Source organism: Mycobacterium sp. SMC-13, from assembly GCF_045311035.1.
Taxonomy (GTDB): Bacteria; Actinomycetota; Actinomycetes; order Mycobacteriales; family Mycobacteriaceae; genus Mycobacterium.
Window position 1 is genome coordinate 24,106 of the sequence record NZ_JBJIAI010000007.1, and the last position, 22,293, is coordinate 46,398.

A 22,293-nucleotide genomic window follows, 5' to 3' on the forward strand; every position below is an offset into this window, starting at 1 on the left:
GCCCGAGCGCCGGGCGGCGCGGATGAGTGTGACTACTCAGACCCGCCGGCGACCACCGCGACGTCGGCGGCACCGTCGTGCTGCCCGACGAACCGGCGAATGCGGGCCACCGCGAACACGATGCACAGCACCACGAGCGTGGGGCCGGTCGCGACGATGACGAACTGCGAGATGTCGACCGGGTAGTTGAAGATCATGTACAGCGCGAAGACGGGATAGAAACCGCACAGGAGCCCGAGCCCGACGCACAGCTGCGTGTGCAGCCGGTGCCAGTCCTGGATGCTCTGCTCGGTCCAGCCGCGTTCGGGCAGCGCCGGCTCGGCGAGCGCGGGGGAGATGACGCCGGCCATCTTCTTCGAATTCGGTTTGCGCAGTAGCCCGCTGATGGCGAAGGACCACACCAGCAGCGACATGGGGACGAGTTCGAGGGCCTGCACGATGCGCGGGTTCCTGGTGGTGAGCGCGATGATCAGCGAGCACGCGGCGCCGACGATCACCACGACGTTCGCGGGCTCGACCTTGCGCTTGCGCACCATGGTCAGGACCCCCTGCGCGGCGGCGGTGATGATGGCCCCGACCAGCGCCAGGTACGGTTCGAAGTCGAACACGCGCAGTACGTAGTACGCGATCAGCGGTGGAATGGTGTTGATCGCCGTGTTGACGATGTACTCGCGCAGGGTCTTCGGGGTATCGGACATGGAAGCTGGCTCCTAGCGGGGGTCGGTTTATCCCGCGAGCAGACGTAAAACTGTCGATATCTGGCGAAATTCGACAGTTTTGAGTCTGCTCGCGAGGGATTTCATGGTCAGGCGGATGTGGCGGCCGCGATCGCCCGGGTGATGGCCTTCTTGTCGACCTTGCCGACGGCCGTCACCGGCAGCGATGGCTGTGCGATCAGGGTGTCGGGCCGGCTGTGTACCGCAACGCCGCGGTCGTCGAGGTAGCTGTTGAGGTCGCTGAGGCTGACGGCGGGACCGCTGAATACGACCACCGCGCATATCTTTTCGCCCAGATAGGGGTCCGGCAGCGGGACGGCGGCTGCGGCCCGGATCGACGGGTGCGTGAGCAGGTGTTCCTCGAGATCGAGTGCCGAGATCGTCTCCCCGCCCCGGTGGATGACGTCCTTGATGCGTCCGGTGACCTCGAGGTAGCCGTCGGCCCTGCGGCGCACGCGATCCCCGCTGCGGTAGAAGCCGTCTGGGCTGAATGACCGCTCGTTGTCGGACGGCGCCCGGTAGTAGCCGTTCAGGGTGTACGGCCCACGCACCAGCAGCTCACCCTCGCCGCCGACCGGCACGTCGGCGCCCTCGTCGTCGACGATGCGCAGCTCGTCGTCCGGGCACAGCGGTGCCCCTTGGGTGTGGTCCAGAAGTTCGGGATCATCGCCGGGACGGGTGTAGTTGATCAGCCCCTCGGCCATGCCGAAAACCTGCTGCAGGCCGGGCGTCAGCGCGACGCGTGCGGCCGCCGCGTCCGGTGCGGACAGTTTGGCGCCGCCGACCTGGAGCAGTCGCAAGGTGTTGGGGCGCTGCGGTTCCCAATCGCAGGCCTGCGTCCAGAGGGTGGCCAGTGCGGGCACCAGAGCGCAGACGGTGACGCGGTGCCGGGCAATGGTGGCGAACGCGGACTCCGGGCTGGGATCGGTGGTGAAGACCGTGGTGGCGCCGACGGACATGGCGCCCAGCATCCCCGGGCACGACAGCGGGAAGTTGTGCGCAGCCGGCAGCACCGTCAGATACACGTCGTCACCGGTCATTTCGCACACCGCGGCGCTGGCGGTGGCGTTGTAGTAGTAGTCGTCGTGGGTGCGGGGGATCAGCTTCGGCGCCCCGGTGGTGCCGCCGGAGACCAGCAGCAGGGCGGGTTCCGCGGTGTCGATGGCCGGCGCGGCTGCCGGCGCGTGGCCGAAAAGGGAAGTCCAGCTGGTGAATTCGCGGGCCTCGCCGCTGACGACCACGTGCCGCAGGCGCGGGTGCTCGGCAACCAGCTCGCGCGCCATGTCGCGATAGTCGAAGCCGCCGAACCGGTCGGCGATGACGAGCGCGACAGCGCCGCTGACCGTGGCGAAATGACCGAGTTCGGCGCGTCGATGAGCGGGCAGGCACATGACGGGCACCGCACCCGCGCGCAGCAGTCCGAACAGGGCGATGGCGAAGTCGGTGGTGTTGGGCATTTGCAGCAGTACGCGGTCGCCGGTTTCGATGCCGAGAGCGGCGAAGCCGGCGGCGGCTTCGGCGGCTAGATGATCGAGTTCGGCAAACGTGTATGACGAAGACGGGTCGACGACGGCGACGCGGTCCGGCCACTGTCGCGCGGCGTCGGACAACAAGCTGTCCAGCGGTTTACCTGCCCAATAGCCCGCCTCGCGGTAACGCTCTGCGCGGTCGTGCGGAAACCGAACGAATCCATTCAGCAAATGCTGGTCGGCCTCGGTGGAGACAGTGGTGCGCGTCACGGCGGATCCCTCGGGGTAGGCATGGAGGTAGCGGCAATATAGGGTAGCCTAATCAAAATTAGGACAGCCTGTCTTTAACGTGTTCGGGAGGGTTTTGTGGGCGTCGTGGCAGTGAATTCGCAGGCCATCCGCGAGGAGGTTGCCGAACTGCTGGGTGCCCGTGCCGACACCCTCGACCCGGGCGCCGACCTGATCAGCCAGGGCCTGGATTCGATCCGCATGATGTCCCTCGCCGGACGCTGGCGGAAGCAGGGCATCGACATCGACTTCGCCGCACTGGCTGCCGAGCCGACCATCGCGGCCTGGTCCGAACTGCTGTCCGCGGCGGGCGGCCTGCAGCGCGCCGAAACCTCGGCACCCCAGGATGATTCGGAACACGACCAGCCGTTCGGCCTGGCCCCGATGCAGCACGCCATGTGGATCGGGCGCGAAGACGACCAGCAATTGGGTGGCGTCGCCGGGCACCTCTATGTCGAATTCGACGGCCACGGCGTCGATGCCGAGCGACTGACCGCCGCCGCAACGGCTTTGGCGGCGCGGCACCCCATGCTGCGCGTACAGTTCCTCGCCGACGGCACGCAGCGCATCAAGGCGCTCGACGGCGGCTTCCCGGTGACGGTCACCGACCTGCGGGACTTGCCGGCGGAGCAGATTGCCGAGCAGCTGGCTGCCACCCAGCGCCGCAAGGCGCACCAGCAGTTGACCGACCAGGTCTTCGAACTGACCCTGACGCTGCTCCCGGACGGCAAGACCCGTCTGCACGTCGACCTGGACATGCAGGCCGCCGACGCCATGAGCTACCGCACCCTGATGACCGATCTCGCGGCTCTGTACCGCGGTGTCGAGCTGGCTCCGCTGGCCTACACGTACCGCGAATACCGCGTGGCCACAACGCAATCGGCGCAAGAACCCAATCCCCGCGCCGACGCGGATCGGCAGTGGTGGGGCGAGCGGCTCCCGGAACTGCCCGACCCGCCGCGCCTGCCGCTGGTTCCGGTTGCCGAGCAGAACGATCCGCGGCACACCACGCGGCGCTGGCACTGGCTGGCCCCCGACGTGCGGGACGCACTGTATGCCGCGGCCCGCAGGCGCGGCATCACGCCCGCGATGGCCCTGGCCGCGTCCTTCTCCGATGCCCTGGCCTGCTGGTCGGCCGGACAGCGCTTCCTACTGAACGTGCCGCTGTTCGGGCGCGATCAGCGGCACGCCGACGTCGACCGCCTGGTGGGTGACTTCACGTCGTCGCTGCTGCTCGACGTCGACCTGACCGACGCAGCCACCGCGACGGCGCGCTGCGGCGTCCTGCAGGATGCATTCCGCAGCGCCGCAGCGCATTCCGAGTACTCCGGGCTCGAGGTGCTGCGCGACCTGAGCCGGCACCGCGGCACGCAGGTGCTGGCACCCGTGGTCTTCACCAGCGCCCTCGGCCTCGGCGAACTGTTCGGCTCGGCCGTGCTCGAGACGTTCGGTACGCCCGGGTGGATCAATTCGCAAGGGCCGCAGGTGATGCTCGACGCCCAGGTCACCGAGTTCAACGGCGGCGTGCTGGTCAACTGGGATGTGCGCGAGGACGCATTCCCCGACGGCGTCATCGACGCCATGTTCGCCCGGCACATCGCCGAGCTCGAGCGGCTGGCCGGCGACGACGCCGCATGGGAGGCACCCACCCCGGAGCCCTTGTCGGCGGCGCAGCGCGCGGTCCGTGACGCGGCCAACAGCCGCACCGCGGCGCCCAGCGGCGCGGCGCTGCACACCGGCTTCTTCGCCTCGGCAGCCGCCCGCCCCGACGCCACCGCCATGATCGGCGAGTCCCGGCAGTGGACGTATGCCGAACTGGCCGAGGAGGTTTCGGCCGTCGCGTCCGCGCTGCAGATCGCCGGTATCGTGCCGGGCGACACCGTGGCCGTCCTCGGCCCCAAGGGCGCCGAACAGATCATCGCGCTGCTGGCCATCCTCGCCGCCGGCGCGGTCTACCTGCCGATCGGCGTGGACCAGCCCGCCGACCGCACCGAGAAGATCCTGGCCACCGGCGGCGTCCGGATGGCGCTCTACTGCGGTGACCTGGCACCGTCGTGGAAGCCGTCGCTCACCGTGGCGGAGGCATTGCGGATCGGGCGTCGCGCCGAGGGACCGTTCGTCCCGGCCGCCACCGATCCGCACGAACTGGCCTACGTGCTGTTCACCTCCGGCTCCACCGGTGAGCCCAAGGGCGTCGAGGTCACCCACGACGCGGCGATGAACACCGCGGAATTCCTGTACGGGCACTTCGACATCGGACCGGCCGACCGCTGCCTCGCGCTGGCCACCCTCGAGTGCGACCTGTCGGTGCTCGACATGTTCGCCACGCTCGCGACGGGCGGCAGCATCGTCGTCGTCGACGAGCCGTACCGGCGCGACCCGGACCGGTGGGCCGCCCTCATCGCCCAGCACGGCGTGACGGTGCTCAATTTCCTGCCGGGCTGGCTGGAGATGCTCGTGGAGGTCGGTGCGGGGCGTCTGGACACCGTCCGGGTGGTTCTCACCGGCGGCGACTGGGTCCGGACCGCCATGGTCCGGCACCTGCAGGCGCAGGCGCCCGGTGTCCGCGTCGCGGGCCTCGGCGGAGCCACCGAAACCGCCATTCACGCAACGATTTTCGAGGCCGGCGAGTTGCCGGACACCTGGTCGGCGGTGCCCTACGGTGTGCCGTTCACCAACAACGCGTGCCGCGTGGTCAACGAGTCGGGCCAGGACTGCCCCGACTGGGTGGCCGGCGAACTGTGGTTCACCGGACGCGGCATCGCCTCGGGCTACCGCGGCCGGGCAGATCTCACCGCCGACCGCTTCGTGCGCTACGCGGGCCGAACCTGGTACCGCTCCGGCGATCTGGCGCGCTACCGGCCGGACGGCATCCTGGAGTTCGTCGGGCGTGCCGACCACCGCGTGAAGATCAGCGGCTACCGCATCGAGCTCGGTGACGTCGAGGCCGCACTGCAGCGGGTTCCGGGCGTGCGTGCCGCGGTGGCCGGAGTGGTCCCGGGCGGGGAGCGTGGACATGACGTGCTGGCGGCCCTCGTCTCGGTCGACGACGCGGAGCTGACCGCCGAGCGCATCTCCGCGGCCGTTGCCGAACTCGTACCGCCGCACATGATCCCGCGGCAGCTGCAGGTGGTTGCGGCGATTCCGTTCACCGTCGGCGGCAAGACCGACCGCCGGGCCGCGGCCGGTCAGCTCGCGGCACTGGTCCAGGCGGCCGACGGCGCCGGACGGGCGCAGCCGGAGACGATGCTGGAGCGCGCCCTGGTGGCGATCGTCTCCGAGCTGGTCGCAGTCGATGCGGGTGTCGAGGACGACTTCTTCGAGCTCGGCGGTGATTCGGTTCTGGCGACCGCCACCGTCGCGCGGATCCGGAAGTGGCTGGATACCCCGACCGTGGGCGTGCCGGACATCTTCGCCGCCCGGACGGTGCGGGCGCTGGCGCAGCGGCTGACCGGCCGCGAGAACGGCAGCGACCGACTGGAAATGGTCGCCGAGCTCTACCTGGAGATTTCCGAGATGAACCACGACGACGTGCTCACCGCGCTGGACCCGGCGGCCGTCTCATGACCGACGTGCATACCGGCTCCGCGACCGAGCCGAAAAGCGCCTTCGCGCCCTGGATCAAGCACTACGCGGGCTCCGGCGACGCCGGAGCGGTCGTGATCTTCCCGCATGCCGGCGGGGCCGCGGTCGCCTACCGGGACCTGGCCACCGCCTTGTCGGGCAAGGGGATCGACGCGTATGTCGTCCAGTACCCGCGCCGCGCCGACCGGCTGGCGCATCCGGCGCACCCGACCGTCGAGCAGCTGGCCGCCGACCTGTACGCCGCGGGCGACTGGCCGGGCCTCGGCCCGCTGCGACTCGTCGGGCACTGCATGGGTGCGGTGGTGGCCTTCGAATTCGCACGCGTGGCAGAACAGAGTGGGGCCACCGTGCACAGCCTGTGGGCATCGGCCGGCCAGGCGCCGTGCGATGTGGTCGACGCGCCGCCGCTGCCGACCGGCCCGCGCGAAATGCTCGCCGAGATGGTCGATCTCGGCGGTACCGACCCCCGGCTGCTCGCCGACGTGGATTTCGTGGAGATGCTGCTGATGGCGGTGGGGGCCGACTACGAAGCCCTCAACCGCTACGTGGGCGGCGGCCGCATCGCCGCCGATATCCATGCTCTCGGCGGACGCGACGACCGCCGCATCGACCGGGACATGCTGCGTCGCTGGGAGAACCACACGTCGGGCGCTTTCACGCTGGCCGAGTTCGATGGCGGCCACTTCTACCTCAATGACCAGCTGGACGCGATCGCGGAAGTGATCAGTGCGCGCTGAATCGATGAGCGCCGACTCGGCAACGGACGATCCGGTGGTCATCGTCGGGATGGCGGTCGAGGCCCCCGGTGACGTGGACGACGCGGAAAGCTATTGGCAACTGCTGTCTTCCGGCCGCGAGGCGCTCGGCGCGTTCCCGGAGGACCGCGGCTGGGCCGTGCGCGACCTGCTCGCGGGCTCGCGCCGCGACGGGTTCAAGCGCATCCACAACCGTGGCGGATTCCTGACCGGCGCAGCGCTTTTCGACCCCTCGTTCTTCGGCATCTCGCCGCGCGAGGCGGTGGCGATGGACCCGCAGCAGCGCGTCGCGCTGCGCGTGACCTGGCGGGCGCTGGAGAACGCGGGCATCAACCCCGATGATCTGGCCGGGCACGACGTCGGCTGCTACATCGGCGCTTCGGGCACCGGATACGGCCCCGATCTCGCCGAATACTCCGACCTGAGTGGGCATCTGATCACCGGGACGTCGCTGGGCGTGATTTCCGGACGAATCGGTTACCTGCTGGGCCTCGACGGCCCGGCGCTGACGATCGACACGTCGTGCTCGTCGGCGCTGACCGCGTTCCACACCGCGGTGCAGGCACTGCGCTCGGGTGACTGCAGCATGGCGCTCGCCGGCGGGGTGTGCGTGATGGGTTCGCCGGGATACTTCGTCGAATTCGCCAAACAGCACGCCCTCTCCGACGACGGGCACTGCCGGCCGTACAGCGCGCAGGCCAGCGGCACCGTCTGGGCCGAAGGCGCCGGCATGTTCGTGCTGTCACGGAAGTCGGTGGCGCAGCGGGGCGGTCACCGCGTGCTCGCGGAGGTCCGGGCCAGTTGCCTCAACCAGGACGGCCGCAGCACCGGCCTGACCGCGCCGAGTGGGCCGGCGCAGGCGCGGCTGTTCGCCCGCGCGCTCGATCTCGCCGGTGCCCGGCCCGACCAGATCGGGATGATCGAAGGCCACGGCACCGGAACCAAACTCGGGGACCGCACCGAATTGAATTCGCTGGCGCAGACCTACGGTGCCACCGCACCCGGCCGGGGCGCGGTCCTCGGTTCGGTGAAATCCAACGTCGGACACAGCCAGGCCGCCGCCGGTGCGCTGGGACTGGCCAAGGTCCTCGTGTCGGCCGAGCACGCCACCATCCCGGCAAGCCTGCACACCGCGCAGGCCAGCGCCGAAATCGACTGGAGCGCACAGGGATTACGGCTCGCGACCGACCACACCCCATGGCCCGCCGTCGGTGGTGAGCGCCTTGCCGCGGTCTCGGCGTTCGGCATGAGCGGCACCAACGCGCACGTCGTCGTCGCGATGCCGGAGGGATTGGTGGCGTGATGAGCCTTTCGCACTTTCCCGACGGCCGCGTCCCCGTCCTGCTCAGCGCGCACACCGAGGAGCTGCTTGCCGCTGAGGCGACCGGCGTCGCCGACTACCTGGACCGGCATGGTGCCGTGGGCCTGGGCGCGGTGGCCGCGATGCTGTTGCGGCTGCGCCGTCGCCGGCGGTTCCGGGCGGTGGTCCGGGCCCATGACGCCGCCGAGCTGACCGCCGCGCTGCGGGCACTGGCGGCGGGGGAGGAGCATCCCCTGGTGGCCGTCTCCGCGCGGACCACAGCGCCCCGGACGGCCTTCGTGTTCCCGGGCAATGGCGGCCAGTGGCCGTCGATGGGCACCGATGCGTACCGGCAACTGCGGGTGTACCGCGCCGCGGCCGACCGCTGCGCCGCCGCATTCGTCGCCGCGGGCATCGACTCGCCGCTGGCCTTCCTGGTCGACCCGGCCGACCGCGAGTGGTCGCAAATCCACAGTCAGAGCGCGCAGTTCACGCACGCCGTCGGTCTCGCGGCGGTGTGGCGGGCACTGGGCATCGAGCCCGACGTCACGCTGGGGCACAGCCTCGGTGAGATCGCTGCGGCGTATGTCGCCGGGGCCATCACACTGGACGAGGCCGTCGCCGTCGTCATCGCCCGGGCCGGGGCACTCGACAGCCTGACCGGTGATTTCGGCGCCGCGAGCCTGGGGATGAGCGTCGACGAAGCGCAGCAGGTGGTTTCGGACGCCGCGGGGTGGATGGAACTGTCCGTGGTCAACTCGTCGGCATCGGTCGTGGTGTCCGGCGAGCGCACCGCCGTCGCCGACCTGGTGTCCGAGCTGCAATCGCGCGGCCGCTTCGCGCGCGTCATCGCCATGAGCTTCCCGGCGCACACCAGTGCCCTGGATCCGCTGCGCGCACAACTGCTTTCCGGCGTGCCGAAGGCACAGTTCGGTGTCGGCGCGGTGCCGTTCATCGGATCGGTGACCGGCGCGGCAGTCGACGCGGGCACCGAATTCGGTGAGTACTGGTACCGGAACCTGCGGAACACCGTGCGGTTCGACCGGGCCGCCGCCGCGGCGCGGGACAGCGGCGTCGAAGCCTTCGTCGAGATGTCGGCGCACCCGGCGCTGCTGCACGCGCTCGCCGATACCGATGCGCCGCTGGCAGTCGGCTCGGGACGCCGCGACGAGGCGCTGCCCGACGTGCTGTCCGACAACATCGCCACGGTGGCCGTGTCCGACCCCGATTACGACTGGGCCGGGCACATCGAGCCGAATCAACCTCTGCTGCGCGGATTTCCGCATGCCCCCATGGCGGCGATGCACCTCTGGGCGACTCCCGAACCGCTGCCGCCGGTGGCCGGCCTGACGGTCGGTGCCGAGCAGTGGCTGCCCCAGCCGGACGAGACCGTGCCGCTGATCATCCGGCGCGCTGCCGTGGTCGAACTGGCGGGACCGCGCGGCGAGCTCGCCGACCAGCTGCGCGACGGGGTGCGGGCCAACCTCGGCACGGTGCTGGTCGAGCCCGTCGACGCCGATCTGCTCATCGTCGTCGCACCGATGCTCGACCACCCCGACGCCGAAACGGCAGTCACCGACCTCGCCGAGCTGATCGCCGGCGGGCTGTGTGACTACCCGAATGCCATTGGGCCGCAATGCGCCGACGTGTGGCTGGTCACCGTCGGCGGCGAGCACGTGCGCGACGACGAGCCGGTGGCGCTGCCGGCCCAGGCGGCCCTCGCCGCCATGCACCGCAGCATCGGCTTCGACCATCCGGACCAGTCCTTCCGGCACCTCGACCTGGCATCCTGGGAACTCGACGCACCGGCGGCCACCGCCGTCATCGAGACCATGCTGGGCACCGGAACCGAAGTGGCGCTGCGTGATTCGCAGCAGTACCGCCGCGGTCTGCAAGCCCTGCCGGACGCCGACGCACCGCCGCCCGGGCTCCTCGACAACGTCGTGATCACCGGCGGCAACGGTGCGGTCGGGCTGCATTTCGCGCGGGCCCTCGCCGCCGCGGGCGCCCGGCGCATCGTGCTGGTGAGCCGCAGCGGTACCGGCGCGCAGCAACTGGCCGGCCTCGACGGCACCGACGTGGTGTCGGTGCAGTGCGACATCGCGTCGCCCGAACAGCTTTCGGCCGCCGCGGCCGCCCACGGCGGTGACGGTGCGACGCTCGTGGTCCATGCAGCCGGTGCGGCGGTGTTCGGCACCGAGGTCGGTGCGGACGAATTCATCACCACCGCGGCCGCGAAGGTCGGCGGTCTGGCCCGGCTGGCCGAGTACTGGCCGCTGCGTCCGGGCGCCCGAATCCTGGTGTGCTCGTCGGTGTCCGGACTGTGGGGCGGGCTCGGTCATGTCGCGTACGCGGCCGTCAACCGCATGCAGGACGTGCTGGCCGGGCAGTTCCGCGCCAAGGGCCTCGACTGTGTCGCCGTGCGGTGGGGACTGTGGCCCGGTGCCGGCATCGTCGGGGCCGACGAAGTGGCGCGCATCGAGCGCGCCGGACTGCGGGAGATGGATCCCGACATCGCGATCGAGGCGGCTCTCGGAACCCAGGCGCCCGCACCGCTGATCTTCAGCGCGGACGCCGAGCGGCTGGCGACGCTGCTCGGCGCTGCGCCGCTGGCCGCGGAACCGGCTGCACCGCAGCATGTTCCGGCGACCCTCGGCGCCGGTGCCGACGCCGCGGACGTCGTCCGGCACGAACTTTCGGCAGTGCTCAAACTGGGCGACCCCGCTGCCATCGACCTGACCGCGGCCCTGTTCGACCTGGGCCTGGATTCGCTGCTGGCGCTGGACCTGCGTAAGCGACTGCGCCGGGGCACCGGCCGGTCCGTGCCGCTGGCCGGGCTGCTCAGCGGCATCACCGGTATCGAACTGGTGGATTTGCTAACCGACAGAACAGAAAAGGTGGAGAGCTAGCGTGACCGAGACCGACATCGGGGCACTGCGCACGCGAGGAGCAAACGGGGCAGACGACGCGCGCCTGGAGCTGTTGCGGCGCAAGCTGGCCGAGCGCGGCCTGCAGTCCCAGAACGGCACGCAGTCGGGCGATGGCGCCCCCGCCGTGCCGGTGCTGTCCGACGGCCAGCGCCGGATGTGGTTCGTGCAGACCGCCGACCCCGCCGGCGCACTGCTCAATGTCTGTGTGTCCTTTGCGATCACCGGTGCGCTGGACCACGAGCGCCTGCGGGACGCGGTGAACGCGGTGGCCCGCCGCCACCCGGTCCTGCGCACCACGTACCGGGCCGATGCGACGGGCGAACCCGGGCTGACGGTCCACGACGAACTGGCGCCCGGCTGGAGCACACACGACCTCAGCGACCTGTCCGAATCGTCGCGCGCCCTGCGGCTCGAAGTGCTGGCACAGCGGGAGTTCGGCACGCCGTTCCAGCTCGACACCGAATCACCCTTGCGGATCAGCCTGATCCGCACCGGGACCGACGAGCACATCATGCTGCTCACCGCACACCACATCGCCTGGGACGACGCCTCGTGGCAGGTGTTCTTCAGCGATCTCACGCGTGCTTACGAGGGCGAGCAGCTGGCCGAGGTGATTCCGGCCGCGGTGCCCGCCGACGACCACACCGAGGAACTCGAGTACTGGCGCTCGGTGCTCGCCGATCCGCCTGAGCCCCTGGAGCTCCCGGGTGCGCACGGCTCCCTAGTGCCGACCGGTCACCGCTCGCAGCGGGTCACGCGGCGCATCGACGCCGACACCGTGGCCCGGATTTCCGAGCTGGCGCGTCAGACCGGCTCCACTCCCTACACCGTGCTGCTGGCGGCGTTCGGGACCTTGCTGCATCGCTACACCCACGCCGACGACGTCCTGGTCGCCACGCCGGTCCTCAACCGCAGCGGTGGCACCGAGGAGGCGCTGGGGTACTACGGCAACACCGTGGCGCTGCGGCTGCGCCCCGACGCGCGCCAGAGCTTCGGGGAGTTCGTCAGCCATGCCAAGGACACCACCCACGGGGCCTTCGCCCATCAGCAGATCAACCTGGATCGCGTGGTGCGCGAGCTGAACCCGGACCGCCGCCACGGTGTCGAGCGGTTGGCCCGGGTCTCCTTCGGCGCCCGCGAGGCCGACGGCCGGGGCTTCTGCCCGTCCGGAATCACCTGCCGCCGGGCCGAGTACCGGGGGCACCAGACCCAGTTGCCGCTGGGCTTCATGGTGGAATTCGACGACGCCGGGGCAATCGTCGAGGCGGAGTACCTGACCGAGATCCTCGACGCCACGCTGGCCGACCAGATGCTGCGGCACTACGTGGTGCTGCTGGAATCCGCGCTGACCGACCCGGGCCGGGCAATCGCCGAGCTGGACCTGATGGACGAGCACGACGCCGACTGGCTGCGCCGGATGGCCATCGGCGAGCAGTTCAGCACCCCGGACACGACGCTGGCCGCGCTGATCGAAGCCCAGGCCGAACGCACCCCGGACGCGGTCGCCGTCGCGTACGAGGGCCGGTATTACACCTACCGCGAGCTCAACGCCGAGGCGAACCGGTTGGCACACTGGCTGATCGGGCAGGGCATCGGTACCGAGGACCGCGTCGCGGTGCTGCTGGAGAAGTCGCCCGAGCTGGTGATCACGGCGCTGGCCATCGTCAAGGCCGGCGGTGTGTACCTGCCGGTCGACCCGACCTATCCCGAGGACCGGCTGTCGTTCATCCTGAGCGACGGTGACCCGAAACTGGTCATCCGCGAGCCGATCACCGACCTCGACGGCCTGCGCGACGACAACCCGACCGATGCCGATCGGGTGCGGCCGCTCACGGCGGCCAACACCGCCTACCTGATCTACACGTCGGGTTCGACGGGTCTGCCCAAGGGCGTGCCGGTACCGCACCGTCCGGTCGCCGAGTACTTCGTGTGGTTCGTCGACGAGTACCAGATCGACGCCGACGAACGCCTGCTGCAGGTTGCGTCGCCGAGCTTCGACGTGTCCATCGCCGAGGTGTTCGGCATGCTGGCCTGCGGTGCGCGCCTGGTCATTCCGCGCCCGGGCGGGCTCAACGACATCGGGTACCTGACCGAACTGCTGCGCACCGAAGGCATCACCTCGATGCACTTCGTGCCCTCGCTACTGGGGCTGTTCCTGTCCCTGCCCGGCGTCAACGAATGGCGCAGCCTCAAGCGCGTGCCGATCGGCGGCGAAGCGCTGCCGGGCGAGGTGGCCGACAAGTTCCACGCCACGTTCGACGCGCTGCTGCACAACTTCTACGGACCGACCGAGACGGTCATCAACGCCAGCCGGTACCGCGTCGAGGGCAAGCAGGGCACGCGCATCGTGCCGATCGGCAAGCCGAAGATCAACACGCAGATGCACCTGCTGGACGACGCGTTGCGCCCCGTCCCGGTCGGCGTCATCGGTGAGATCTACATCGGCGGTACCCATGTCGCGCATGGTTACCACCAGCGTCCCGGCCTGACCGCCGAGCGTTTCGTCGCCGACCCGTTCACCCCGGGTGGTCGGCTGTACCGGTCCGGCGACCTGGCCCGGCTCAATGCCGACGGTGACATCGAGTTCGTCGGCCGGGCCGACGAGCAGGTCAAGATCCGCGGCTTCCGCATCGAACTCGGCGAGATCGCCGCCGCCATCGCGGTGGACCCCAGCGTCGGCCAGGCGGTCGTCGTGGCGAGCGATCTCCCCGGGCTGGGCAAGAGCCTCGTCGGCTATCTCACCCCGGCCGAGCGCGGCGACCTGGATTCGGTCGACGTGCCACGGATCAAGGCGCGGGTGGCGGCAGCACTGCCCGAGTACATGGTGCCGGCCGGGTACGTCGTGCTCGACGAAATCCCGATCACCGCGCACGGCAAGATCGACCGCCGCGCGCTGCCTGATCCGGACATCCAGTCCCGCACCGCATTCCGGGAACTGACGACCGACACCGAGCGGAAGGTTGCCGAGCTGTTCGCCGACCTGCTCGGCGTCGAGCAGGTCGGTGCCGACGACTCCTTCTTCGAACTCGGCGGGCACTCGCTGCTGGCCACCAAGCTGGTCGCGGCGATCCGGGCGCGGTGCAACGCCGACATCGGGGTGCGTGAGGTGTTCGAGTTGGGCACCGTGGCCGAGATCGCCGCGCGGGTCGACACCGGCGCGCCGCGCAACCGGCCGCCGCTGCTCGCCATCGAGCACACCGGCCCGCGCCAGATGTCGGCATCGCAGCTGCGCCAATGGTTCCAGTACCGCATCGACGGTCCCGGGCCGGTCAACAACATCCCGTTCGCGGCCCGGATCACCGGACCATGTGACGTCGACGCCTTCGTCGCGGCGCTCGGTGACCTGGTCGAGCGGCACGAGGTGCTGCGCACCACGTACACCGAAATCGACGGTGTGCCATACCAGGTCGTGAACGACCCGGCGCCGCTGCCGGTGCGCCGCGCGCGCGGCGCCGACGAGGACTGGCTGCAGGCCGAACTCGACGCGGAACGTCGCTACGTGTTCGACCTGGAAGCACAGTGGCCGATCCGGGCCGCGGTGCTGTCCATCCCCGGGCAGCACGTGTTGTCGATCATGGTGCACCACATCGCCGCCGATCACTGGTCGGCCGGCGTGCTGTTCACCGACCTGGTCACCGCCTACCGGGCGCGCCTCGAGCAGCGGTCACCCGAGTTCGCGCCGCTGCCGGTGCAGTACTCGGATTACGCGGCCTGGCAGGCCACGCTGTTGTCCGACGAGTCGGGAACGCTTGCCGCGCAACGGGACTACTGGCGCAGCCAGCTGGCCGAACCGCCCGCCGACCCGGGTCTGCGTCCCGACTTCACGCGGCCGCCGGTGCTCTCGGGTGAGGGTGCGTCGGTGCCGTTCGTCGTCGGCCCCGACGTGCGGACCAAGCTGACCGCGCTGACCCGCGAACTCGGTATCACCGACTTCATGCTGCTGCAGTCCGCGGTGGCGGTGGCGCTCGCGAAATCAGGTGAGGGGCTCGATATTCCGCTCGGCACCCCGGTGGCCGGGCGTACCGAGGCCGAACTCGACGCGCTGGTCGGCTTCTTCATCAACATCCTGGTCCTGCGCAACGACCTGAGCGGGGATCCGACACTGCGCGAGATTCTGGTCCGGTCCCGAGACACCGCACTGGCCGCCTACGCGCACCAGGACCTGCCGTTCGATCACGTCGTCGACGCGGTGAGCCCGGCCCGGTCGCTGTCACGCAACCCGCTGTTCGGCGTCGTCGTGCACGTGCGCGAGGACCTGCCCACCGACCACGTCATCGATTCCCGGGCCGACGGCGACACCACGTTCACCGCGCTCGAGCCGACGTTCGACGTGGCGCACGCGGACCTGTCGGTGAATTTCTTTGCCACCCAGGACAGTTACCGTGGCCACCTGATCTACCGCACCGATCTGTACACGGCGGAGACCGCGCAGCGGCTCGCCGACCGGTTGGTCCGGGTGATCACGGGCATCGCCGAGGACGCCGATCAGCGGCTGCGGGACCTGCGGGTCGACGAAGCCGTCCGAGGCAAAGACGGGGTGCAGGTGCTCGATGAGTGGCAGCAGCCCGTGGGCCTCGGCGTGGTGGGCGACATCTACCAGGAGTCGGCACCCACCGGCGAACGCGGCAGGTGGCTGGCCGACGGACAGCTCGAGCGCATCGAGGCCGTCCAGTTGCGCGCCGTGCGCACCGGGTCGGCGGTGGCAGAGCCCGCGCGTACCGACACCGAACGCGCCCTCATCACCCTGCTGACCGAGGTGCTCGACGCCGAAGGCGAGATCGGCCGGGGCGACGACTATTTCAGCCTGGGCGGCGACAGCATCAAGGCGGTCCAGCTGGCGGCGCGGGGCCGCGACGCGGGCATGAAGCTGACGGCCCGCATGGTCTTCGAGTACCCGACGGTGCACGAGCTGGCCGCGGCGATCGACGCCCGGTCGTCGGCGGAAACCCAAGGGGCACCAGGTGAGGACCGCGAACACGCGCCGATGACGGTCTCGGGCCTGTCGGCCGACGAACTCGCCGAGCTGACCGCATCGTTCGCGTCATCGTGGAACGCACCGCAGGAGCCGCAGTGACAACGGTGCAGCCGGCGCCGGTCATCGAGGACGTCCTGGCGCTCAGCCCGCTGCAGCAGGGGCTGTACTCGATGGCGCAACTCGATCAGGCGGACGACCCGTATCTGATCGCGATGTCCGCCGACATCGACGGCGACGTGGATGCGGCGCTGCTGCGGGACTGCGCGGCCGCATTGCTGGTGCGTCACCCCAACCTGCGGGCCAGCTTCGTGCAGGCCGGAGCCCGTACGGTGCAGGTGATCCCGAGTGCGGTCGACCTGCCGTGGCGGCAGCTGACCGCCGCGTCGCCCGATGCCGCCGACGACCTCGAAGCGCAGGAACGGCGCCGGCCCTTCAGCCTGGAGCGCGGCCCGGCGATCCGGTTCCTGCTCGTCGAAATGCCGCAGCAGCGTTGGCGTTTCGCGGTCGTCGCGCACCACATCGTCATCGACGGGTGGTCGCTGCCGTTGTTCGTCGGTGAACTGCTCGCGCTGTATGCCGCCGGCGGCGACATCTCCGTGCTGCCTGCCGCGCCACGCCCGTACCGCGACTACATCGGCTGGCTCGCGGCCCGTGACCCCGAGGCCAGCCGCGGGATGTGGCGGCAGCACCTGGCCGGGCTCGACGGCCCCACGATGCTGGCTCCGGCCCTCGGCTCCGGTGAACTCGGCGACGACCTGCCGCACACCACCGAGATCAAGGCACCCAAAGACGAGACGCACCGTCTGGTCGAGGCCGCGCGGGCCCGCGGTGTCACGCTCAACACCCTCACCCAGATGGCCTGGGCGGCAATCCTGTCGGTGCTCACCGACCGCCGCGACGTCGTCTTCGGCGTCACGGTCTCGGGCCGGCCGGGCGAGCTCGCCGGCGTCGAGACCATGGTCGGTCTCTTCATCAACACCGTGCCGCTGCGAGTTCGCCTGGACCCGCTGCGCCGCGTCGGCGAGCAGTGCCTGGCCCTGCAGCGCGACGCCGCCGAGCTGCGCGAGCACAGCTACCTGTCGCACACCGAACTGCGCTCGCTCGGCGGTGTCGGCGAACTGTTCGACAGCCTCCTGGTCTATGAGAACTTCCCGCCGGGCGGGCTCGTCGGCAGTGGCGAATTCGACGTCCGCGGAGCCACATTCCGGCCCCGGGCGCTGCAGAGCCTGGCGCACTTCCCGGTCACTGTCGCAGCGCACCTGACCGATGGCGAACTGACCATCCTGGTCGAGACGAAAGACGGCGCCACCGGGCTCGTGCCACCGGAGAGCCTCGGCCGGCAGGTGCTCGCGGTGATGCAGCGCCTCGTCGACGGCTGGGACCGCCCGTTGCGTGACGTCGGTATCCACCTGACCGCGCCCACGGTGGCAGCGCATCCCGCCACCACCGAAACCGGTGGCATCCACGAGAAGTTCACCACTACCGCGCGCAGCAAGCCGGGTTCGGTGGCACTGAGCTATGACGGCGGCGCGCTGACCTTCCGCGGTCTCGACGAGGCGTCCGACCGCGTCGCCACCGAACTGCGGCGCCGCGGCGTCGAGACCGAGACGCCGGTGCCGGTGCTGCTGCGCCGGGGACCCGATTACGTGGTGGCGATGCTCGGCGTGCTCAAGGCCGGTGGGGTGATCGTGCCGCTGGATCCGTCGATGCCCGCCGACCGGATCGAGGAGATCCTCGGCCAGACCAATGCGTCGGTGGTCGTGGACGACGCCCTGCTGGCGGCTGCAGGTAACCACCCCGCCGGCGAATTCACGCCGCTGCCAACACATCCCGGCCAGGGCGCCTACATCGTGTTCACGTCGGGTACCACCGGCAAGCCCAAGGGCGTCATCGGCACCCATGACGCGGTGCTGGCCTATGCCGCCGACCATGCCGCCCGGGTGCTGCGGCCCGCGGTGGCGAAAGCCGGTCGGCCACTTCGGGTCGCGCACGCCTGGTCGTTCACGTTCGACGCGGCCTGGCAGCCGCTGGCCGCGCTGCTGGACGGCCACGGTCTGCACATTATCGGCGACGAGGTGCAGCGTGATGCCGAGGCACTGGTGGCGACCATCGGGCAGTACGGCGTCGACCTGATCGACACCACACCGTCGATGTTCACGCAGCTGCAGGCCGAAGGCCTCCTGACGACGGTGCCGTTGACCGCGCTGGCGCTGGGCGGTGAAGCCGTCGACCCGAACGCGTGGGCGGCCATCCGCAACGAGTGCGACCGCACCGGCATGTCGGCCTACAACTGTTACGGCCCAACCGAAACCACGGTCGAAGCCGTCGTGGCCGCATTCACCGAGCACGACACCCCCTCGATCGGGCACCCGACCACAGCGACGCGCGCCTACGTCCTCGACGCCTGGCTGCGCCCGGTGCCGGACGGCGTCACCGGTGAGCTCTACCTGGCCGGTGGACAGCTCACGCGCGGCTATCTGGGCCGCGCCGGCGAGACCGCCGCGCGATTCGTCGCCGACCCATTCGTGGCCGGCGCGCGGATGTACCGCACCGGCGACGTGGTGCGCCGCGACCCCGGCACCGGTGGCCTGCAATTCCAGGGGCGGTCCGACAATCAGGTGAAGATTCGCGGATTCCGGGTGGAACCCGGTGAGGTCGCCGCGGTCCTGCACGCGCACCCGGGTGTGCGGCAGGCGCACGTCACCGTCCGGCGGCACGGCAGCGGGCCGCGGCTGGTCGCGTACGTCGCCGGGGCGGCAGGGACCACCGAGTTGCGGCGCATGCTGGCGTCCCGGCTGCCCAGATACCTGGTGCCGCACCACATCATCGCCGTGGACGAGATTCCGCTGACGGTCAACGGCAAAGTGGACGACGCGGCACTGGCCGCGATCGATGCCGCCGCCGGCGCCGGGCAGGCGGCAGCGCCGGCGACCGCAACGGAACTGGCCGTGGCCGAGTTGTTCGCCGACGTGCTGGAGGTGGCCGACCCGGCCGGACTCGACGTCACCGCCGATTTCCTCGATCTGGGGCTCGACAGCATCGTCGCGCTGTCGGTGGTCCAGGCCGCGCGCCGCCGCGGACTGGCGCTGCGTGCGCGGATGATGCTGGACTGCAGCAGCATTCGCGAACTGGCCGACGAACTGGACGCCGAGAACGAATTGGCCGCGACGGCGGTCGAGGAGGCGGGCCCGGTACCCGTGCTGCCCAACGTGCATTGGCTGTATCAGTACGGCGACGGCCGCCGCCTGGCCCAGACCCAGGCGGTGCGGCTACCGGATGCCATCACCGCCGAGCACCTGACCACGTTGCTGCACAGCGTCATTGCCGCGCACCCCGCCCTGCGAAGCCGCTTGGACCGGGCCACCATGACTCTGGTCGACCATCCGGTGGGCGACGTCCTGTCCGAGGTCACCGTCGACGGTGACGTCGTGGCCGCGGTGGCCGAGCAGACCGATCTCGCGGTCGAACGCCTCGATCCCGAGCAGGGGCGCCTGCTGCAGGCGGTGCTGCTGAACACCACGTCCAGCGGCAAGGTGCTGGTCCTCAGTGCTCACGTGCTGGCTGTCGACCCGGCATCCTGGCGAATTGTGCTCGGCGAGTTGGAGAATGGCTGGCACGCGCTGGCCTCCGGTGCCCGGCCCGCAGTCATCCGCGAGCACACCAGCTACCGGGCCTGGTCACGGCTGGTCGCCGAACGGGCGCAGCACCTCGACACCGTGGACTTCTGGGAGGCACAGGTCGCCGGCCCGGATCCCGCGCTCGGCCGTCGCCGCGTGCAGCCCGAGACCGACTGTGCCGCAGACGTGGTGGTCGCCATGTCGATCATCGACACCGACCTGACGGCGCGCGTACTGAGGGCCGGCCAGCCGGTCACCGATCTGCTGGCCGCGGCGACCGCGCGCACCATCACCCGGTGGCGGCAGCGTCGCGGCCAGGACACCCCGGCGCCGCTGGTGGCGCTGGAGACCCATGGCCGCGCAGACACCGTCGTCGCCGGTGACGACGTAGACACCGGCGACACCGTCGGGTTGTTCAGCGCCATCTACCCGGTGCGCATCAGTTCCGAAGCGCCACAACAGGTCAGCGCCGAGATCGCCGCGGTCCCCGGCCACGGCATCGACTTCGGGCTGCTGCGGTATCTGCGCGCGGACACCGCGGAGCGGTTGGCGGCCTACCCCGAACCACAGGTGCTGCTGAACTATCTGGGCCGGGTACACCTCGGGGCGAGTGGGGCCGCACTGCAGCTCGACGGTGCGCTCCTGGCCGGTGCGTCACCGGTGCCCGAACCGAACTACGCGGTGCACCACGACCTGACCCTCCTGGCGGGAATCATCGACCATGACGGCACCGCGGCGCTCGGTGTCCAATGGCGCACGGTGCCAGACATTTTCAGCGCAGAAGACATTGCCGAATTGCAACAGCTGTGGGAATCACAGCTCAGGGAAGTGATGAAATGACCGACACCCGAAATACCCTGGCCGTCATCGGCGCCGGCGCCAAGGCGGTCGCCGTGGCCGCCAAGGCCGCCGAGCTGCGGGCCATGGGCGTGGACGCGCCCGACGTCATCGCGGTGGAGCGCCTGGGCGTCGGCGCCAACTGGCAGGCCGCAGGCGGCTGGACCGACGGCCGGCACCGGCTGGGCACCGGCCCGGAAAAAGACGTCGGCTTCCCGTACCGGTCGGCGCTCGTGCCGCGCCGCAACGTCGAGCTCGACGAACGGATGATGCGGCACAGCTGGCAGTCGTACCTGATCTCGACGGGACAGTTCGCCGAGTGGATCGACCGCGGCCGGCCCGCACCCACCCACCGGCGCTGGAGCCAGTACCTGGCGTGGGTCGCGGAAAGCGTTGCCATGCAGGTGGTCACGGGTGAGGTCACGCAGCTGTCGGTCGACGGCGACCAGTGGTTGCTGCACTGCCGCGATCAGCAGGTGCGCGCCGACGGCGTGATGATCACCGGGCCGGGACAGGCCGAGCGGTCCATCCTGCCGGGGCATCCGCGGGTGCTGTCGATCGCTCAGTTCTGGCACCGCGTCGCCCAGGACGAGCGCATCAACGCCGAGCGGGTCGCCGTCATCGGCGGTGGAGAAACCGCCGCCACCATGCTCGACGAGCTGTTCTCGCACCGGGTTTCGACCATCACGGTGATCTCCCCGGGTGTCACGCTGTTCACCCGCGGCGAGGGCTACTTCGAGAACACCCTGTTCTCCGACCCCACGGGCTGGGCCGGGCTCAGCATCTCCGAGCGCCGAGATGCCATGGCCCGCACCGACCGTGGCGTGTTCTCCGCCCGCGTCCAGGACTCGCTGCTGGCCGACGACCGCATCCGGCACCTGCGCGGCCGCGTCGCCCATGCCGTGCCCCGCGAAGACCGGATCCGGTTGACCCTGCAGACCGAACGCGACTCCGGCTGCCTGGAGACGGTGCACGGCTTCGATCTGGTGATCGACGGTTCCGGCGCCGATTCGATGTGGTTCGCGCCGCTGTTGAGCCAGGATGCGTTGGACGTGCTGGAGCTCGGTATCGGTGCGCCGCTGTCGGCCGACTCCCTGCAGCGGTCCATCGGCTACGACCTCGCCGTCAGCGGCGTCACACCGAAGTTGTTCCTGCCCAGCCTGTCCTGGCTCACGCAGGGCCCCGGATTCCCCAACCTCAGCTGCCTCGGTCTGCTCAGCGACCGCGTGCTGGGGGCCGAATACGCCACACCATCCGTGAGGAGAAGCGATGAGCAGCAATCCGTTCGATGACGACAGCGGCGCGTTCTACGTCCTGATCAACGACGAAGAGCAGCACAGCCTGTGGCCGGTCTTCGCCGACGTGCCCGCCGGCTGGCGGGTCGTGTTCGGTGAGAGCACGCGCGCCGACTGCCTGGCCTACGTCGAAGAGACCTGGACCGACATCCGGCCGAAGACGCTGCGGGAGACCCTGGCCGGCTGAGCCCGGGTAAAGTCGCGGAAGCCAGAGCTGACCAGGGGGAGTGCAGCAATGACGTATCCGGATCCGCGATATCCGCAGCAGCCGCCGCCGGGGCCGTATCCCGCACCACCGGCCTACCCGCAGCCCTACGGCTACCAGCAGCAACCGCCCGAGCCGAAGACCAATGGCAACTCCGCGGGCTGGCACGCCGCGAGCATCGCGATGGCCACGTTGTTCCGTGGCACCTACCGGCTGGGTGGCGACGCCCGCAGCCGCGTCGTCACAGCGCTGATGTGCCTGGGCATCGGGCTCGTCGCGCTGGTGCTCGTGGTGCTGGTCGGCACGTACCTGCGCTAGCGC

Annotated in this window: 11 protein-coding genes; 9 read left to right on the forward strand and 2 right to left on the reverse strand. The window is 70.2% G+C overall.

Annotation, left to right across the window (positions count from 1 at the left end):
• Window positions 1-32: 32 nt before the first annotated feature.
• Window positions 33-698, reverse strand: coding sequence for a VC0807 family protein (locus ACJH6I_RS12115; RefSeq protein ID WP_406784124.1), 666 nt, complete (start codon window positions 696-698; stop codon window positions 33-35).
• 107 nt (window positions 699-805) lie between these two features.
• Complete coding sequence (locus ACJH6I_RS12120; RefSeq protein ID WP_406784125.1) at window positions 806-2,455, reverse strand: (2,3-dihydroxybenzoyl)adenylate synthase; 1,650 nt, start codon at window positions 2,453-2,455, stop codon at window positions 806-808.
• 105 nt (window positions 2,456-2,560) lie between these two features.
• Here ACJH6I_RS12120 and ACJH6I_RS12125 point away from each other — a divergent pair, with 105 nt between their 5' ends.
• The 9 genes from ACJH6I_RS12125 to ACJH6I_RS12165 are packed head-to-tail and all read left to right on the forward strand — an operon-like array spanning window position 2,561 to window position 22,290.
• Window positions 2,561-6,040, forward strand: coding sequence for an amino acid adenylation domain-containing protein (locus ACJH6I_RS12125; protein ID WP_406784126.1), 3,480 nt, complete (start codon window positions 2,561-2,563; stop codon window positions 6,038-6,040).
• Window positions 6,037-6,795 (forward strand): thioesterase II family protein, encoded by a 759-nt coding sequence (locus ACJH6I_RS12130; protein ID WP_406784127.1) that lies wholly within the window; start codon window positions 6,037-6,039, stop codon window positions 6,793-6,795. The genes ACJH6I_RS12125 and ACJH6I_RS12130 overlap by 4 nt, the downstream gene beginning before the upstream one ends.
• 4 nt (window positions 6,796-6,799) lie before the next feature.
• Window positions 6,800-8,116, forward strand: coding sequence for a polyketide synthase (locus ACJH6I_RS12135; protein ID WP_406784128.1), 1,317 nt, complete (start codon window positions 6,800-6,802; stop codon window positions 8,114-8,116).
• Window positions 8,116-11,022: a mycobactin polyketide synthase MbtD gene (mbtD, locus tag ACJH6I_RS12140; protein WP_406784129.1), complete on the forward strand. Its 2,907-nt coding sequence runs from the start codon at window positions 8,116-8,118 to the stop codon at window positions 11,020-11,022. The genes ACJH6I_RS12135 and mbtD overlap by 1 nt, the downstream gene beginning before the upstream one ends.
• A 1-nt stretch (window position 11,023) precedes the next feature.
• Window positions 11,024-16,117 (forward strand): amino acid adenylation domain-containing protein, encoded by a 5,094-nt coding sequence (locus tag ACJH6I_RS12145; protein WP_406784130.1) that lies wholly within the window; start codon window positions 11,024-11,026, stop codon window positions 16,115-16,117.
• Window positions 16,114-20,475 (forward strand): amino acid adenylation domain-containing protein, encoded by a 4,362-nt coding sequence (locus ACJH6I_RS12150; RefSeq protein ID WP_406784131.1) that lies wholly within the window; start codon window positions 16,114-16,116, stop codon window positions 20,473-20,475. Before ACJH6I_RS12145 ends, ACJH6I_RS12150 begins: the two co-directional genes overlap by 4 nt.
• Window positions 20,472-21,764, forward strand: coding sequence for an NADPH-dependent L-lysine N(6)-monooxygenase MbtG (gene mbtG, locus ACJH6I_RS12155; protein ID WP_406784132.1), 1,293 nt, complete (start codon window positions 20,472-20,474; stop codon window positions 21,762-21,764). Before ACJH6I_RS12150 ends, mbtG begins: the two co-directional genes overlap by 4 nt.
• Window positions 21,742-21,954 (forward strand): MbtH family protein, encoded by a 213-nt coding sequence (locus ACJH6I_RS12160; RefSeq protein WP_318985311.1) that lies wholly within the window; start codon window positions 21,742-21,744, stop codon window positions 21,952-21,954. Before mbtG ends, ACJH6I_RS12160 begins: the two co-directional genes overlap by 23 nt.
• Before the next feature lie 48 nt (window positions 21,955-22,002).
• Window positions 22,003-22,290 (forward strand): hypothetical protein, encoded by a 288-nt coding sequence (locus tag ACJH6I_RS12165; protein ID WP_406784133.1) that lies wholly within the window; start codon window positions 22,003-22,005, stop codon window positions 22,288-22,290.
• Window positions 22,291-22,293: the final 3 nt, after the last annotated feature.